This window comes from Staphylococcus sp. 231237_7MaSpsaltlick, from assembly GCF_043107035.1.
In genome coordinates, this window is sequence record NZ_JBICNX010000040.1 from 1 (window position 1) to 15,597 (window position 15,597).

Sequence of the window (15,597 nt, forward strand, 5' to 3'; positions counted from 1 at the left end):
ATATATACAAGTGATGCACTCCATTATTTTAAAATAATGACAGACTCTTAGCTCTTAACCATAAAGTCCAACGTGTTATAAGCTGCTATTATAACTGTTTCGGCATCTCACCCTTTCAAAATTAGCTGCTAGCAGGCAGGTTCTTCTAATAATTACTAATGATTGATGCGCCTCATCAAAACCATATTTAATTTTTTGTTTATGATACATATTATACATAGGCATCCATATACTGTAAACCGCTTTTACGAAGTTTTTTTAATTTACTGAAAAATCCAACACTTTATAAATTATTTTTGCAACTTATGTGTAAAAAGTATTGAGTATTAACTCAAATTTATTTTCACTTTTTAATAATCATAGCAAAAACAGCCTAAAATTCTTCATATACTGCTGGATCTTGTCCTTTTAATCTGCCGTCTTTTTGAGTTAAAGCATTTATTTTTTCTATATCATCATGCTCTAAAGTGAAATCAAAAACTTCTTTATTTTGAATTTGTCTAGCAATAGAAGTTGCTTTTGGAATAGGTACTACACCATTTTGAATATGCCATCTTAAAATAATTTGAGGAATGGTTTTATCGTATTTTTCTGCTATCACTTCAATATCCTTATCATTTATAACTTCTGAAGCACGACCAAGAGGGCTCCATGCTTGTGTGATAATTCCTTTTTCATTATGATAGCTAATCATATCTTGTTGATTAAAATAAGGATGTAATTCTATTTGGTTAACTGAGGGCAGGACGCCTGTTTCTTGTTCTAACGTTTCAATGTGTTCAGGCAAGAAATTACATACACCGATAGATTTAATTAGCCCAGCATTACGAGCATCAATCATAGCTTGCCAAGCCTCAATAAATTTACCATGTCTTGGATTTGGCCAATGTATTAAGTATAAATCGATATATTCCACATTCAAACGATAAATCGATTCTTGAATAGCAATCATTGCCGCATTGTAGTCTTGATAACGTCCAGGAAGTTTAGAAGTTACAATTATTTGGTCTCTTGAGACATGACTCTGTTCAATCGCTTTACCGACGGTGCCTTCATTCTCATAATTGTATGCAGTATCTAATAAACGATAACCTTGATTTAACGCACTAACAATCGCATGCATTCCTGATACACCGCTTAATTTATATGTGCCAAATCCTATTTGTGGTATTATCTTTCCATCAATCATATCTAAATTTTGCATTTTCAAATTCCTCCTAGCTTAAACTTATAATGATTATATAATTCTTGAAAAGCATTTCAAAGTAATTGGCCCATACAACATTTGTTTTACAATCATCAAAAGGGGAGTAATAAAAAGTCTGCCAGATTATAATTATAACCCGGCAGACAAATATATTTTCATATTTTTAATTATTATTTAACAATCGTTAATTATTTTGTTAATACACCAGTTTCTTCTAAATAAGCTTGGTATGATATCTCTTTAGATACAGCTCCAGCTGGATTTAAGTCGATGACACGGTTTGCGATTGTATTAATAAATTCAAAGTCATAAGAAGTGAAAATAAGCGACCCTTTAAAGTTTTTCAAACCATCATTAACAGCAGTAATACTTTCTAAATCTAAGTGGTTTGTAGGCTCATCAAGTAATAATACGTTTGCGCTTGATAACATCATTTTACTTAGCATACAACGTACTTTTTCTCCACCTGATAATACACTTGCTTTTTTCTTAACTTCTTCACCACTAAATAACATACGACCTAAGAAACCACGTAAGAACGTTTCAGTTTGCTCATCCTCAGGGGCGTATTGGCGTAACCAATCGACAAGATTCATGTCTACACCTTCAAAGAATTCTGAGTTATCTTTAGGGAAGTAACTACGAGATGTAGTAACACCCCATCTTACTGTACCTTCATCAGGTTCCATTTCTCCGGCTAGTATTTTCAGTAATGTTGATTTAGCAAATTCACTATCGCCAATTAACACAGCTTTATCATTTGGATCCATAGTAAACGAAATGTTATCAAGAACTTTAACACCATCTATTGATTTTGATAGGTTTTCTACAAATAATAAATCGTTACCAATTTCACGTTCCGGTGTGAATTTCACAAATGGGTAACGGCGAGAAGAAGGTTGAATATCATCGAGTTCAATTTTCTCTAATTGCTTTTTACGACTTGTCGCTTGTTTAGATTTAGAAGCGTTCGCAGAGAAACGCGCAACAAAGTCTTGTAACTCTTTAATTTTTTCTTCTTTTTTCTTATTTTGATCTTGAGCCATTTTCATAGCTAATTCACTTGATTGATACCAGAAGTCATAGTTACCAACATAAACTTTAATCTTTCCATAATCTAAATCAGCAATATGTGTACATACATTATTTAAAAAGTGTCTATCATGTGATACAACGATAACAGTATTATCGAAATTAATAAGGAAATCTTCTAACCAACTGATAGCGGGAATATCTAGTCCGTTGGTAGGCTCATCTAATAATAGTACGTCTGGTTGACCAAAAAGACTCTGTGCTAATAATACTTTAACTTTTTGATTATTTTCTAATTCTGACATCTTCTTGTCTTGCAAGTCGGCTTTAATACCAAGACCAGAAAGTAGGGAACCGGCATCTGCCTCTGCATTCCAACCGTCCATTTCTGCGAATTCACCTTCAAGTTCAGCAGCTCTGATACCATCTTCATCACTGAAATCTGGTTTCATATAAATTTCGTCTTTTTCTTTCATTACTTCATATAAACGTTCATGACCTTTAATAACAACATCTAACACACGTTCATCTTCAAAAGCGAAGTGATCTTGTTTTAATACTGCTAAACGTTCATTTTTACCCATTGAAACATGGCCAGTTTGAGCATCTAATTCACCTGATAAAATCTTTAAGAACGTTGATTTACCAGCTCCATTTGCCCCAATCAAACCATAGCAATTGCCGTCTGTAAACTTAATATTTACATCTTCGAATAATTTACGATCGCCAAATCGTAAACTTACATCAGTAACTTGTAACATGCATTTACTCCTTTTCGTTAATCTACCGGACAAATTATAACACACTTAGCTTGTACTTTCGACCATTCTCGCTATACTGATGCTTGTTTCCTTATAGCATGTTATAATAAGAAAGAATAAATTTATGTACGAAGGAGAAAAGTATGGCCCAAGATGAAAAAGATATAGTAGGTTCAATAGAATTTCTTGAAGTTGTTGGTATAGAAGGCTCAACATATCAATTAAGAGGACCAAATGGCGAAGACGTAAAACTAAACCAATCTGAAATTAACGAAGAAGATGAATTACAAATAGGAGAAGAATATAGTTTCTTCATCTATCCAAACAGATCAGGAGCATTATTTGCCACACAAAATATGCCTGATATCACAACAGATAAGTATGCTTTTGTTAAAGTGATCAAAACAGACCGCGATGGCGCGCATGTAGATGTCGGTTTACCAAGAGAAGTATTAATTCCTTGGGTAGATTTACCAAAAGTAAAAGAAGTATGGCCAATACAAGGTGATGAGTTATTTGTTACTTTACGTGTGGACAGAGACAACAATATGTTTGCGCGTTTAGCAACTGAAACTATTGTCGAACAAATGTACACCCCTTCATTTGAAAATGAAAAACAAAACCAAGTTATCGAAGCTAGACCATATCGTCTATTAAGAATTGGTAGTTTCTTACTATCTAAAGATGGATATAAAATATTTGTTCATGAATCTGAACGTAAAGCAGAACCACGTCTTGGTGAAAATGTAAAAGTACGTATTATTGGCCAAAATGATAAAGGTGAATTAAACGGGTCATTTTTACCATTAGCTCACGAAAGACTGGATGATGATGGGCAACACATTTTTGATTTACTTGTAGAATATAACGGTGAACTACCATTTTCAGACAAATCAAGTCCAGAAGCCATTAAAGAGATTTTCAACATGAGCAAAGGATCATTTAAAAGAGCGATTGGCCACCTTTACAAAAACAAAATTATTAATATTGAAAGTGGTAAAATAGCATTAACTCAAAAGGGCTGGGACCGAGTAGAAAAATAGTCCACGAAGTTAAATGTAAAAACTATATTCAACAATTACCTTGATAACACAGAACATAGAATATAATTAAATCAAATTATTCTTTATAGAAGTACACCTTATAACCTGAAAATACTACGGTAAAGTAGTTATTTTCAGGTTTTTTAGCGTTTATATTACAAACCCTAAATTTTCGTAATATATCACTTACGCTAAAAACAGTGCTATCAAAGCATTTTTAGTACTAATGCATATTATCATATTCCAAATATAAACATTGTAAACGGTGTAAATGTTTTCTTAACGAAACATTTACACTAACTATATTTGTATTTAATAAATTGTGTGTAGTATAGGAACTGTAATAAATACATATAACTTTTGGGTTATTCACTTATTAGGAGGATGTTTCAATGAAAAAATGGCAATTATTTGGTACTACAGCAATCGGCGCTTCACTTTTATTAGGTGCTTGTGGTGGCGGTAACGCAGACTCAGGTAAAGGCGAAGGAGAAGTTAAGGGCGATGGCTCTTCTACAGTAGGTCCAATCATTGAAAAACTAAATGAAAAATTTGCTAAAGATAATTCAGATGTAACAGTTTCTTCTGGTACTTCAGGTACAGGTGGCGGCTTTGAGAAATTCATAGCAGGGAATACTGATTTTTCAAACGCTTCTAGACCAATCAAAGATGAAGAAAAGAAAAAACTAGATGATAAAGGCATTAAATACGATGAATTCAAAATTGCTCAAGATGGTGTAACGATTACCGTAAACAAAGATAATGATTTCGTTGATGAACTTACAAAAGAACAACTTAAGAAAATCTACTCAGGCGAAGCAAAAACTTGGAAAGATGTTAATTCAGAATGGCCATCAAAAGAAATTAAAGCTTTCTCACCTGACCAATCACATGGTACTTACGACTTCTTTACTGAAGAAGTAATGGATAAAGGGGATATCAAGGCTGAGAAAAACGCTGATACAAACGTAATAGTACAATCAGTTCAAAACAATGAAAATGGTGTTGGTTACTTTGGTTACAACTTCTACGAACAAAACAAAGATAAATTAAAAGAAGTTAAAGTTAAAGATGATGAAGGTAAAACTACCGAGCCAACTAAGAAAACAATCCAAGATGGTTCTTACGCTTTAAGTAGACCATTATACATTTACACAAATGAGAAAAAATTAAAAGATAATGAAGGATTCCAAGACTTTATGAAATTTGTACTTGAAGACAAAGGTAAATCAGCTGAAGATGCAGGTTTCGTAGCATTACCTGAAAAAGATTACAAAGAACAACAAGATAAATTAAAAGATATTATTGGTAAAGAAAGCAAAGACAGCAAAAAAGAAGACAAATAATTTTTAATTAAATCGATAAGGGTTGGGATTCTGGAATGGACACAAAGTAAACTTTGTACACTACTTTGTCATCACACTTCCAGTCCCAACTTTTTTAAATAATTGGGAGTTTACAAGAAGGAAGGAATTCACATGGCGAATAATAACCTCTCCGTAAGTGAAATGATAGCAAAAAATAATGCTAAAAAGAATGGTACAAGCGATAAAATTGCACCAATCATTTTAGGCATTATTGCAGTTTTCTCTATTTTAGCAACAATTGGCATTATCGTAACACTGTTAACAGAAACAATCACATTTTTCACACGCGTTTCATTAGCAGACTTTTTCCTTACAATGGAATGGAATCCATTTTCATCAACACCTAAATATGGTATCTGGGCTTTAATTTTAGGAACATTAAAAATTACAGCCATCGCTACCGTTGTTGCAGTACCACTTGGTTTAGGTGCAGCATTGTATTTAAGTGAATATGCTTCACATAGAGCAAGAAGCATTATTAAACCAATATTAGAAATACTTTCCGGTATTCCGACAATCGTATTTGGTTTCTTCGCTTTAACTTTTGTTACACCACTATTACGTTCTATATTCCCGGAATTAGGAAGTTTCAACTCTATCAGTCCAGGATTAGTCGTAGGGGTCATGATTATACCGTTAATCTCAAGCATGAGCGAAGATGCCATGTCTTCTGTTCCAAACAAAATGCGTGAAGGTGCTTTAGGTCTCGGCGCAACAAAATTCGAAGTCGCAACTAAAGTAGTATTACCAGCAGCTACATCAGGTATCATGGCATCAATTGTTTTAGCTATATCACGTGCTATAGGCGAAACAATGATTGTATCTCTTGCAGCCGGTAGTACACCAACTGCTTCATTGGATTTAACTGGTTCTATTCAAACAATGACTGGTTATATCGTACAAGTAGCTACAGGGGACGCAACATTTGGATCAGATATTTATTACAGTATATACGCTGTAGGTTTCACGTTATTTATTTTCACTTTAATCATGAACTTATTATCACATTGGATCACAAAACGTTTCAGAGAGGAGTATTAATATGGCTGAAACAAACAATAGCAAAGTACTTGTCGATCAAAACACCGTTGAGAAAAAACTCTCTGGACGCTTATCCGTTAATAAAATTAATAAATGGGCATTTTTTGCTTGTACGATGATCGGTTTACTTGTCTTAGCAGCATTAATCATAGATACACTCTTTAAAGGCGTAGGACATCTGACACCATCATTTTTCACAAGTTTCTCATCCTCAACACCATCGATGGCAGGTATAAAAGGTGCCTTAATCGGAACAGTATGGTTGATGATTACAATCATCCCAATTTCTATTATTTTAGGTGTCGGAACTGCAATTTATTTAGAAGAATATGCTAAAGATAATGCATTTACAAATTTTATTAAAGTTAGTATTTCAAACTTAGCTGGTGTTCCATCAGTGGTATTCGGTTTACTAGGTTTAACTATTTTTGTTCGAGGCATGGGTATCGAAGCTTTAGCGCTAAGTAATTCTATCTTAGCCGCTGCGCTGACAATGTCGTTGTTAATTCTGCCTGTAATTATTGTAGCTAGCCAAGAAGCTATAAGAGCAGTACCTAATTCAATTAGGGAAGCTTCATACGGGTTAGGTGGTAATAAATGGCAAACGATTCGTCGCATTGTATTGCCAGCAGCAATACCTGGTATATTAACAGGCTTTATACTTGCTCTATCTAGAGCATTAGGTGAAACTGCACCATTAATCCTCATCGGTATACCAACTGTGTTGTTACAATTACCATCAAGTGTATTTGATCAGTTCCAAGCATTACCAATGGCAATCTACAACTGGGCTAAATTACCTCAGGCAGAATTCCAAAACGTAGCTTCAGCGGGAATAATCGTATTACTAGTCATCTTATTATTGATGAACGCTATCGCAATATTCTTAAGAAATAAATACAGCAAAAAATATTAATTTAGTAATCGAACACAAGATTTTATCTAACTAGGCTATAAAAATGGGAATATGCTAACATTTTTTCGAAAATGTTAGCTCTTAGCCTTAAAAAAGGAGTTTTAATTATGACTAACAAACAAATTAAAGATAGAAATGATGATTTACAATCACATACGAACCGTAATGACACACCTATAGCAACAATAGATCCAAATGCATCGGATAATAAAATATCTGATACGCAAAAAAATATTGTGTATTCTACTAAAAACTTAGACTTATGGTATGGTGAAAACCATGCTTTAAAAAATATTAATCTCGATATTTTAGAAAATAATGTAACTGCTATTATCGGGCCTTCTGGTTGCGGTAAATCAACATATATCAAAGCATTAAACCGTATGGTAGAACTGGTACCATCTGTTAAAACAGCAGGAAAAATTTTATATCGTGATAATAATATTTTTGATGATAAATATTCTGTTGAAAAATTAAGAACAAATGTTGGTATGGTATTCCAACAACCAAATCCATTCCCTAAATCAATTTATGATAATATCACATACGGCCCTAAAATTCATGGTATTAAAAATAAAAAAGTTTTAGATGAAATTGTAGAAAAATCATTACGTGGCGCAGCAATCTGGGATGAATTAAAAGATCGTTTAGATACAAACGCATACAGTTTATCAGGCGGACAGCAACAACGTGTTTGCATCGCTCGTACGTTAGCAATCGAACCAGATGTCATATTGATGGATGAGCCAACTTCTGCTTTAGATCCTATTTCTACATTAAAAGTTGAAGAACTAGTGCAAGAATTAAAAGAGAAATATTCGATTATTATTGTGACCCATAATATGCAACAAGCAGCTCGTGTCTCTGATAAAACTGCATTCTTCCTTAATGGCTATGTAAATGAATACGATGATACTGACAAGATTTTCTCAAATCCTTCTGACAAACAAACAGAAGATTATATCTCTGGTAGATTCGGATAATTTAAGTATGGCGATTATTAGACGCAAATATGAAGGCCAACTCGACGATTTAATCAAAGACTTACGTCGACTTGGTCTTCATGTATATCGTAATATTGAATATGCATTAACGTCATTAAGTGAAGAAGATCGTAATTATGCTAGACAAACTATAGCCAAAGATAAAGATATCAATGCGATTGAAACTGAAATTAACGAAAAAGTTATCATGCTTATAACTAAGCAACAACCCATTGCCAGCGATTTGCGTTTGATGATGGCAGCAATGAAAATTGCTTCTGATTTCGAACGTATCGGGGACAACTCAGCTAACATTGCTGAAATTAGACTTAGAGCTAAGATTATTGATAATTACGTCCTCACAAGACTTAATACAATGGGAAAACTTGCGCTTTTAATGTTAAAAGATTTAAACGATGCTGTAAGAGACAATGATATTACTTTAATTAAAGAGATTATCGAAAGAGATGTAGATATTGACGATTTATATAGAAACATAGTCAATACGACTTATTTAATAGATAATGATCCTTTTGTAGCTGGCCAAGCGCATTTAGCTGCAAGATATCTAGAACGTATAGGAGATCATATTACTAACATAGCTGAAAATATTTACTTTTTCATCACAGGAGATCGCTACGAATCGTATAATAAATAAAATAAGGCTCAATAGTCGCAAAGTGTTAAATACTTATGCGACTATTGAGCCTTTTTATATCATCCTACACACTTTAATTTTGCTCGATTTCATCTGTAAGTTTTTCTAGTTCATCAACAAGGCTACCTATATAACCAATTGTTGATTTCAAAGGAGCGTCTGTACGAATATCAATACCAGCGATATCTGCGAGCGCTACGGGCGATTTACTACCACCAGCCTTCAACGTTTCTAACCAAGCATCGACTGCAGGTTGTCCTTCATTTTTAATGCGTTGAGACATAACTGTACCAATTGTTAAGCCAGCAGAATACGTATAAGAATATAATCCCATATAATAGTGGGGTTGTCTCATCCATGTCAACTCTGTACCTTCTGTTAATTTGACACTATCACCAAAGAATTGGCCATATACATCTAACATAATTTGATTGAGTACAGGAGCCGTTAATGATTCTCCATTATCCACTTTATTATAGACTTCACGTTGATAAGCTGCTTCTAATAAATGTGTAACCATATTATGATAATAAGTTCTTGAAACAATCGAACCTATTACCCAACGTTTAAATTTAGGATTATCACTATTTTTGAACAGATAATTAGACATAAGCATTTCATTCATTGTTGACGGTGCTTCAACAAAATACATCGAAGCTTCCGATTCTAAATAATTTTGGTGATTCTGTGCCAAAGTAAAGTGACCAGCATGGCCAAGCTCATGTGCTAGAACAAAGGTTTCAGTCATTTTACCTGTCCACGAAATAAAGATATACGAATGTGATGCATAAGGACTTGCACAAAATGCACCAGTATCTTTACCTTTATTTTGAGCAAAATCTATCCATCTATCATGGTACGCAGATTCAACCATTTTTAAGTAATCTTTTCCCAATACTTCTAAAGCACCATAAATATATTGCTTAGATTCTTCAATTGAAATTTCTGGTTCATAATTTGGATCAATAGATACTTTTAAATCTTCAAATCCCATAATTTCTAGGCCGTGAACACGTTTGATTAACTTAGCATATTTTTGCATTATTGGTGCCAAATCACTCATAATTACATCAATTTGACGATTAAACATATCACGTGTTACTTCTTGATCCTGTAACAAATAATCAATAACGGAATCATAGCCTCTTAAATCAGCTTCTATTTTCTCTTGCTGAACTTGCATATTGTATGTAGCAGCAGTAGTATGTTGATATTTACGTAATGCATCGCTGAAATACTTGAAACTTGTCTTTCTAAATGTTGCATCAGGATTATCTTCGTACTCATTTTCAAATGTTGCATAATCTAAAGGATAAATATGATTATTATGCTTAAAAGGTTCAAAGTTTATGTCCAACATTTTAGTAGTACCATACAATTCATAAGCACTATCAAAAGTGGGGGACAAACTTGCTAATACCTTTTCTACTTCTGGTGATAATTCATATGCTTTTTTAGATTTAACTTTAGTAAGAAAATGAGGGTATTTCGACGTATTAATTAGTTCATTTAAATCTTGTTCGGGTAATGCTATAATCTCCGAGATTACGAATGATAACTCACTTGCAATTTTGCCATAAGATGTAGATAATTTCGCGCTAAGCGTCTGTGATTGTTCATTGGCTGTATCTACACTTAAGCGTAATTCTGCATAATTAGCCATTCTGTCTAATTGAATTAATATTTCAGAATAGTCATCTAAAGCTTGTTCAATTATTTGTATATCATTCATTTGATTAATATATTGCACATTAAATGCTTTAGCGGACTCAATTGTATCTGTTAAATTTTGATAAAATGCTTCATCTGAGATAAATAAATCTGAAATATCCCAAGTTTCTTCTAATGGCACTTCTTTTCTGAATGGTAATGTTTCAGTCATTGAATCACTCCTAAATTTTATTAATATTCACAGTTTATTATACATGAAACTCCCATAAGAAATACAACTGTAAGTTTAATAAAATTCTAAGAAGGGAAGAGTGGTAAAATAGTTTGACGACAGAAGAATGCGTAGATATTATTAGATTATACTCCCATAGGCTGACACTATTTATATGAAAGTATAGTACAATTAAATTAATACTACTTAAAACCAAGTTTTCAAATATAAGGAGTGCAACATATGACAATTTTTGATATGCCTAATTTTTTATGGATTACAATTGTTGCAGTTATAGTCGTGACTGTTTTTTGTAATCTCGTATTAAATAAATGGTTTGCTACAGCTGTACTCACATTTATAGTATTAGCAATAGTAGCTTTTTTAATTCCTAATTTCCAAGACATTACATATGAGCCTTTACTTGGATTTGCAGCGTTTATGGCTGTACTAAGTTTAATCATCAGCTTCTTGGTATGGTATTCTACAAGAAATTGGAGACGTAAACGTAGAGAGAAAAAAGCGAAAAAAGCGATTCGTAAACGTGGGGGGATACCACAAGACGAAATTGAAAATTACAGAGAAAAAAGATAAGTATAACAAAGAGGAATTGTAACGTAAATCGCTACAATTCCTCTTTGTTATTATCACTAAATAGGTTAGTGGTGGGGGTTATTTGTAAGCATTCTGTATCTGCTTAAGTTGATCAATAGTTAAACCGATGCCACCTTCACCGAAAAACCAACTATTTGCTTCAAATAGTGTAACATCATCATTTTTAATTGCTTTGGAATTTTTTATAACATCATTTTGTAACGATTGTGGTATCGTTTTACTTTGTCCATTAGCTTTTTTTGTTCTATCAATAACAAATAATTTATCAGGATTAATTTCATTTAAGTATTCATTAGAAATAAGTATACCACTTGAGTTTGCTTTCATTTGTTTATCAGCATGCTTAATTCCTAAATCTTGGTTTAAGAAACCTCCAAATCTACCAGTAGAACCATATGTTTTTAACCCTTTATCATCAACGTTTAAAAACAAGACTGATTCATCACCAACTCGTTTTTTGGTTTCAGCAACTTTGTCATCTAGTTGTGTAACTAATTTCTTTGCCTCTTTTTGCTTTTCGAAAATCTTACCAATATTTTTAGTATTATTCTTAATAGAAGCTATGTAATCATCATTTTGCGGACTTATAAAAACAATTTTAGCATTTGGAGCAGCTTTCTTCATTTCTTCCAAAGTTTTAGTATGCGCTTGTCTAAAAGAAGCAAAAATAACATCTGGTTTAGACTTTGCTAACTCATCATAATTAGGTTGTCCAGGATTCCCAAGATTTTTATATTTACTATTCTTAAATGGTTTTAGTCTATCTGGTAAAAATGAAGCTCCTTGTCCCTTAGCAATAGCAACTATATGATTTTCTAATTTTAATTGTTGCATTACATCTAACGCGCCATAATCCATTACTACAACTCGTTTAGGATTTACAGGAATCTCTACAACTTCATGTTTCATTTCACCTCTATTATGATCCTTATTTTTATCTTTAAACTCATAAGAAGTTTTAATTTTAACAGTTTGTTTTGTTTCTTTGTCACTGTGAGCATTACTACAAGCACCTAAAAATAAAAAACAAAAAGTTGTTAGCGCAATTAATATAAATTTATTCACATGAAAATCCTCCTTTAATCTAGTAGTTAATTATATATTAATTGAAAACTATTATCAATTAGATTTTTAGTAATTATTAAGGACTGAAGGATTGTATGAAATTTGTAGCAACTTTAAATAATCATTGCGATTGTTTAAACAATACATAAATAAAGAAACGAAATAAACATTAGACTAATATTAAAAATCAAACTTGTAATTTTCGTAAATGCAGATGGTTTAATTATTTAAGTAACAATATCATATTAGTATTTAACAAATAGTTATACTAAAATAGTTAGTAGTTGGCAAATGATAAACAGGACTAAATATCATGAAATAGGGTCAAGAACTTAAATTATATCAAAACACATATAACTTCCTATAATATATATTATGTAAACTAAAATAAATTTCAAATTTAGAGCCACTATATATATCAATTTATTTTAATTCCATTATTTACTTTGCGTATTAAGTCACGTTTGTAAATTTGCATATTGCGTTACCACAAAATATTAACTAGATACATATATAAAACGGTATGTATTTTATATACCATAAGTCATAACATAATTTACTTTTAGTTATCAGTATATAACATCAAATGAAACATAGATGCTTATTTGCAATTAGTCGATAATGGGATACACGGAAATGTTATTCAATGCTCAGAAATCCAAATCTCAGCGCCAAAATTCAGACAAATAATAGAAAAAACATTCTAAAGTAAGCGATTTCTTTAACATATGCCGTTTTCCCTAGAAGAACTTGCACTCTTTAATTATATGGTTTTGATCTTATTGTTATTAACATAGGGTTACATAACATAATTATAGTTTACTATAAATTAGTGTTATTTTCTTTTATTTGGGTATATATTATTTAGTAAAAACTTTAGGAGTGAGATTTATGCAACAATCTTCAAATATTAAATGGTCCAGTTTAGCCATTGGTGTCATTTTTCTTATTATTGGCGTGTTTATCATAAGTTTTCCAGAAGAAAACTTATTTACTATAACATGGTTAATTGGTTTATTATTTATAATTAATGGGTTTTTAGAAATATTCGTAAGACAAGTAATCAAAAATGCAACACAGCAAAGATCTACATTGCTAATCTTACTTGGAATTATTAATATTATCCTTGGTTTATTAATTCTGTTTAATGTAGTAACAAGTACGACTTTTATTGTTTATTTATTTGCAATTTGGTTTATTATTAACGCAGTTTTCAATATTTTTAATGTAACTCCTGTAGAAAAATCAAATAAAAGCTTTCATTTAATTTCAATTCTTCTAAATATTGTAGCTATCATATTTGGTATTATATTACTGTTTAACCCACTCATAGCAGCATTTATTATTGCAATATTTATAAGTGCAGTATTCTTTATTATAGGTATCACTTATATTATAGATGCATTATATTAGTCATTTTTTCTCACTCTAAAAACTATTATTTAGAGTGAGAAAAAATTTGTAATCAAAAACACACTAAAACAGAGTGTTTTAGTGTGTTTCAAAATATTAATTCAAAATAATATAATAACTATTTTTACTATAAAATCATTTTTATGCATAGATATTGAAATTGTTTTACCCTATGCTATACTGAAATACGTGGGGTACAACCAGAAATATACTTCTAAGATTATTCCACATTATAGTTCACTGTTATATTGGAATGCCATCCTAATATAACCAACTTCAGAACGAAAGAAAGCATACTGATTAGGGCTTACATCATCAGCATGCTTTCTTTTTTATTATTTTCTTATCTTTTTTCTTAAATTATTCAGTGTATTAAACAACCAATATTTCGATTTCTTGATTGGTTTGTAAAAATCACCGATTAGTTCTTCAATTTGTACATTAAAACCACGTTTAAAGCGATAAACACCATAATCCTCGCTATTTTCAGTAAAATCGCCTGATAGTCCATAGAAATTATAACGTCCATATCCATGATCAAAACAATAATTCAACATAAACCAGTGCATCATATAAGGTCCCATGTATTGGTTATATTTTTCTGAAGAACCACCTGAGAAATAATTTACTTCATACGCATTTGCAAAGTATACACCAGCAGCTAGATTCAATATTGCCCCATCAGTTAATCTTAATTCACTTGCATGAAGCAATTCCTTTTTATCATGATTAATTTGCTTGTCTAACTCTGTAATTTTCTTTAGTTGCTTGTCTGATTTGTTTTCATTTTGCATCATTTGGTCTCTACGTGCTTCTTTTTCATTAATACCCTCTTGCGTACTATTGATATATTCATCTAAATCAATATACGCCAATGGTACTAATGCTTTATCACCATAATTATCGATAAAATTATAAAAATATTCATCTGTTTTTGAGACAAATCCAGCACGTTCTTCGGTTTCGCGATAAAGTTCTAAGAACGTTCCAAATTCTTCTCTTGGTAATAATCTTACTTTCACACCGTAATTAATCGCTTTATTAATGTTTCGCTTACGTTGGCTATCGAATTGTTTTTTTAATGAAGCTGGCGTTTCACCATCAAGATTTAATACACCCATCCATCTCACTTGACTTGATCTATCATATTCCGTTGTAAAACCATGATGTGTATAATTATGAGCTTTAAATAAATTTACTAACGCATCATTTTTATCTTCATTCGGTAAAGGATTAATATCTTTATCATAAATTTGATAAATCCAATATGGATCCATTTTTACATACAAGCAATTATGCTGTTGCAAATATGTATCTAATTCTCGCAAATAGAAATCTACTAAACCTAAATCATTGTAATCCATCACCGGTCCGCGATTTGAATAATAAACATAGCTTCCCATTGTAGGGATTTTAGAGAAAAGACTAGCAGCAATAACTTGATTGTCGTCATCTTTTAAGCCTAATAAAACAACTTGAAATCCATCTTCTTCTCTTGTCGCAATATTTTCTTTCACTTGAAAGTAATGACTCTCTAGTGCTGGATTCTGTACAAAATTGTCATATTCTTTGACAGTTAACTCTGTAAATTTCATTCTAGCTTAGTTCCCTTCT

Annotated in this window: 13 protein-coding genes and 1 riboswitch; of the genes, 8 read left to right on the plus strand and 5 right to left on the minus strand. The window is 31.8% G+C overall.

Annotation, left to right across the window (positions count from 1 at the left end; all coding sequences use genetic code 11):
• Positions 1–5: 5 nt before the first annotated feature.
• Positions 6–184, minus strand: a riboswitch (Lysine riboswitch).
• Between the two features lie 189 nt (positions 185–373).
• Both ACF91D_RS28310 and ACF91D_RS28315 read right to left on the minus strand, forming a co-directional pair.
• The gene (locus ACF91D_RS28310; RefSeq protein ID WP_101049336.1) at positions 374–1,204 is read right to left on the minus strand and encodes an aldo/keto reductase; all 831 of its coding nucleotides are present in this window, start codon (positions 1,202–1,204) and stop codon (positions 374–376) included.
• Positions 1,205–1,395: 191 nt separating this feature from the next.
• Complete coding sequence (locus ACF91D_RS28315) at positions 1,396–3,000, minus strand: ABC-F family ATP-binding cassette domain-containing protein (protein ID WP_039066564.1); 1,605 nt, start codon at positions 2,998–3,000, stop codon at positions 1,396–1,398.
• 143 nt (positions 3,001–3,143) lie between these two features.
• On the opposite strand from ACF91D_RS28315, the gene ACF91D_RS28320 reads away from it, so the two are divergent.
• The 6 genes from ACF91D_RS28320 (at position 3,144) to phoU (ending at position 9,008) form a co-directional block, all read left to right on the plus strand.
• Complete coding sequence (locus tag ACF91D_RS28320; RefSeq protein ID WP_039066565.1) at positions 3,144–4,043, plus strand: CvfB family protein; 900 nt, start codon at positions 3,144–3,146, stop codon at positions 4,041–4,043.
• A gap of 392 nt (positions 4,044–4,435) precedes the next feature.
• Entirely contained in the window at positions 4,436–5,389 is a 954-nt protein-coding gene (locus ACF91D_RS28325) for a PstS family phosphate ABC transporter substrate-binding protein (RefSeq protein ID WP_039066567.1), read from the plus strand.
• Positions 5,390–5,521: 132 nt separating this feature from the next.
• Entirely contained in the window at positions 5,522–6,451 is a 930-nt protein-coding gene (gene pstC / locus ACF91D_RS28330) for a phosphate ABC transporter permease subunit PstC (protein WP_039066568.1), read from the plus strand.
• Between the two features lies 1 nt (position 6,452).
• Positions 6,453–7,367 carry a phosphate ABC transporter permease PstA gene (gene pstA, locus ACF91D_RS28335; RefSeq protein WP_017724428.1) on the plus strand — a complete coding sequence of 305 codons (915 nt, stop codon included), beginning with the start codon at positions 6,453–6,455 and terminating at the stop codon, positions 7,365–7,367.
• Positions 7,368–7,474: 107 nt separating this feature from the next.
• On the plus strand, positions 7,475–8,350 hold the full coding sequence (gene pstB, locus ACF91D_RS28340; RefSeq protein WP_039066571.1) for a phosphate ABC transporter ATP-binding protein PstB: 876 nt from the start codon (positions 7,475–7,477) through the stop codon (positions 8,348–8,350).
• 7 nt (positions 8,351–8,357) lie between these two features.
• A complete protein-coding gene (gene phoU, locus ACF91D_RS28345) occupies positions 8,358–9,008 on the plus strand; it encodes a phosphate signaling complex protein PhoU (protein ID WP_039066574.1) in 651 nt (216 codons plus the stop codon).
• 73 nt (positions 9,009–9,081) lie between these two features.
• Here the strand turns inward: phoU and pepF are convergent, their stop codons facing one another.
• On the minus strand, positions 9,082–10,890 hold the full coding sequence (gene pepF / locus ACF91D_RS28350; RefSeq protein WP_392438152.1) for an oligoendopeptidase F: 1,809 nt from the start codon (positions 10,888–10,890) through the stop codon (positions 9,082–9,084).
• Between the two features lie 243 nt (positions 10,891–11,133).
• Here pepF and ACF91D_RS28355 point away from each other — a divergent pair, with 243 nt between their 5' ends.
• A complete protein-coding gene (locus ACF91D_RS28355; RefSeq protein ID WP_039066577.1) occupies positions 11,134–11,484 on the plus strand; it encodes a hypothetical protein in 351 nt (116 codons plus the stop codon).
• 78 nt (positions 11,485–11,562) lie between these two features.
• Here the strand turns inward: ACF91D_RS28355 and ACF91D_RS28360 are convergent, their stop codons facing one another.
• The gene (locus ACF91D_RS28360) at positions 11,563–12,570 is read right to left on the minus strand and encodes a siderophore ABC transporter substrate-binding protein (protein WP_107549094.1); all 1,008 of its coding nucleotides are present in this window, start codon (positions 12,568–12,570) and stop codon (positions 11,563–11,565) included.
• Between the two features lie 891 nt (positions 12,571–13,461).
• Between ACF91D_RS28360 and ACF91D_RS28365 the strand changes: the two genes are divergently transcribed.
• Positions 13,462–13,983 (plus strand): HdeD family acid-resistance protein, encoded by a 522-nt coding sequence (locus tag ACF91D_RS28365; RefSeq protein ID WP_039066578.1) that lies wholly within the window; start codon positions 13,462–13,464, stop codon positions 13,981–13,983.
• A gap of 335 nt (positions 13,984–14,318) precedes the next feature.
• On the opposite strand, the gene ACF91D_RS28370 is transcribed toward ACF91D_RS28365, so the two are convergent.
• Positions 14,319–15,578, minus strand: coding sequence for an aminoacyltransferase (locus ACF91D_RS28370; RefSeq protein ID WP_069793091.1), 1,260 nt, complete (start codon positions 15,576–15,578; stop codon positions 14,319–14,321).
• Positions 15,579–15,597 lie beyond the last annotated feature (19 nt).

Excerpts from the sequence above, each read along its gene's own strand:
- ACF91D_RS28310 (WP_101049336.1), bottom strand. The coding sequence starts at position 1,204 with ATGCAAAATTTAGATATGATTGATGGAAAGATAATACCACAAATAGGA.
- ACF91D_RS28315 (WP_039066564.1), bottom strand. The coding sequence starts at position 3,000 with ATGTTACAAGTTACTGATGTAAGTTTACGATTTGGCGATCGTAAATTA.
- ACF91D_RS28320 (WP_039066565.1), top strand. The coding sequence starts at position 3,144 with ATGGCCCAAGATGAAAAAGATATAGTAGGTTCAATAGAATTTCTTGAA.
- ACF91D_RS28325 (WP_039066567.1), top strand. The coding sequence starts at position 4,436 with ATGAAAAAATGGCAATTATTTGGTACTACAGCAATCGGCGCTTCACTT.
- pstC (WP_039066568.1), top strand. The coding sequence starts at position 5,522 with ATGGCGAATAATAACCTCTCCGTAAGTGAAATGATAGCAAAAAATAAT.
- pstA (WP_017724428.1), top strand. The coding sequence starts at position 6,453 with ATGGCTGAAACAAACAATAGCAAAGTACTTGTCGATCAAAACACCGTT.
- pstB (WP_039066571.1), top strand. The coding sequence starts at position 7,475 with ATGACTAACAAACAAATTAAAGATAGAAATGATGATTTACAATCACAT.
- phoU (WP_039066574.1), top strand. The coding sequence starts at position 8,358 with ATGGCGATTATTAGACGCAAATATGAAGGCCAACTCGACGATTTAATC.
- pepF (WP_392438152.1), bottom strand. The coding sequence starts at position 10,890 with ATGACTGAAACATTACCATTCAGAAAAGAAGTGCCATTAGAAGAAACT.
- ACF91D_RS28355 (WP_039066577.1), top strand. The coding sequence starts at position 11,134 with ATGACAATTTTTGATATGCCTAATTTTTTATGGATTACAATTGTTGCA.
- ACF91D_RS28365 (WP_039066578.1), top strand. The coding sequence starts at position 13,462 with ATGCAACAATCTTCAAATATTAAATGGTCCAGTTTAGCCATTGGTGTC.
- ACF91D_RS28370 (WP_069793091.1), bottom strand. The coding sequence starts at position 15,578 with ATGAAATTTACAGAGTTAACTGTCAAAGAATATGACAATTTTGTACAG.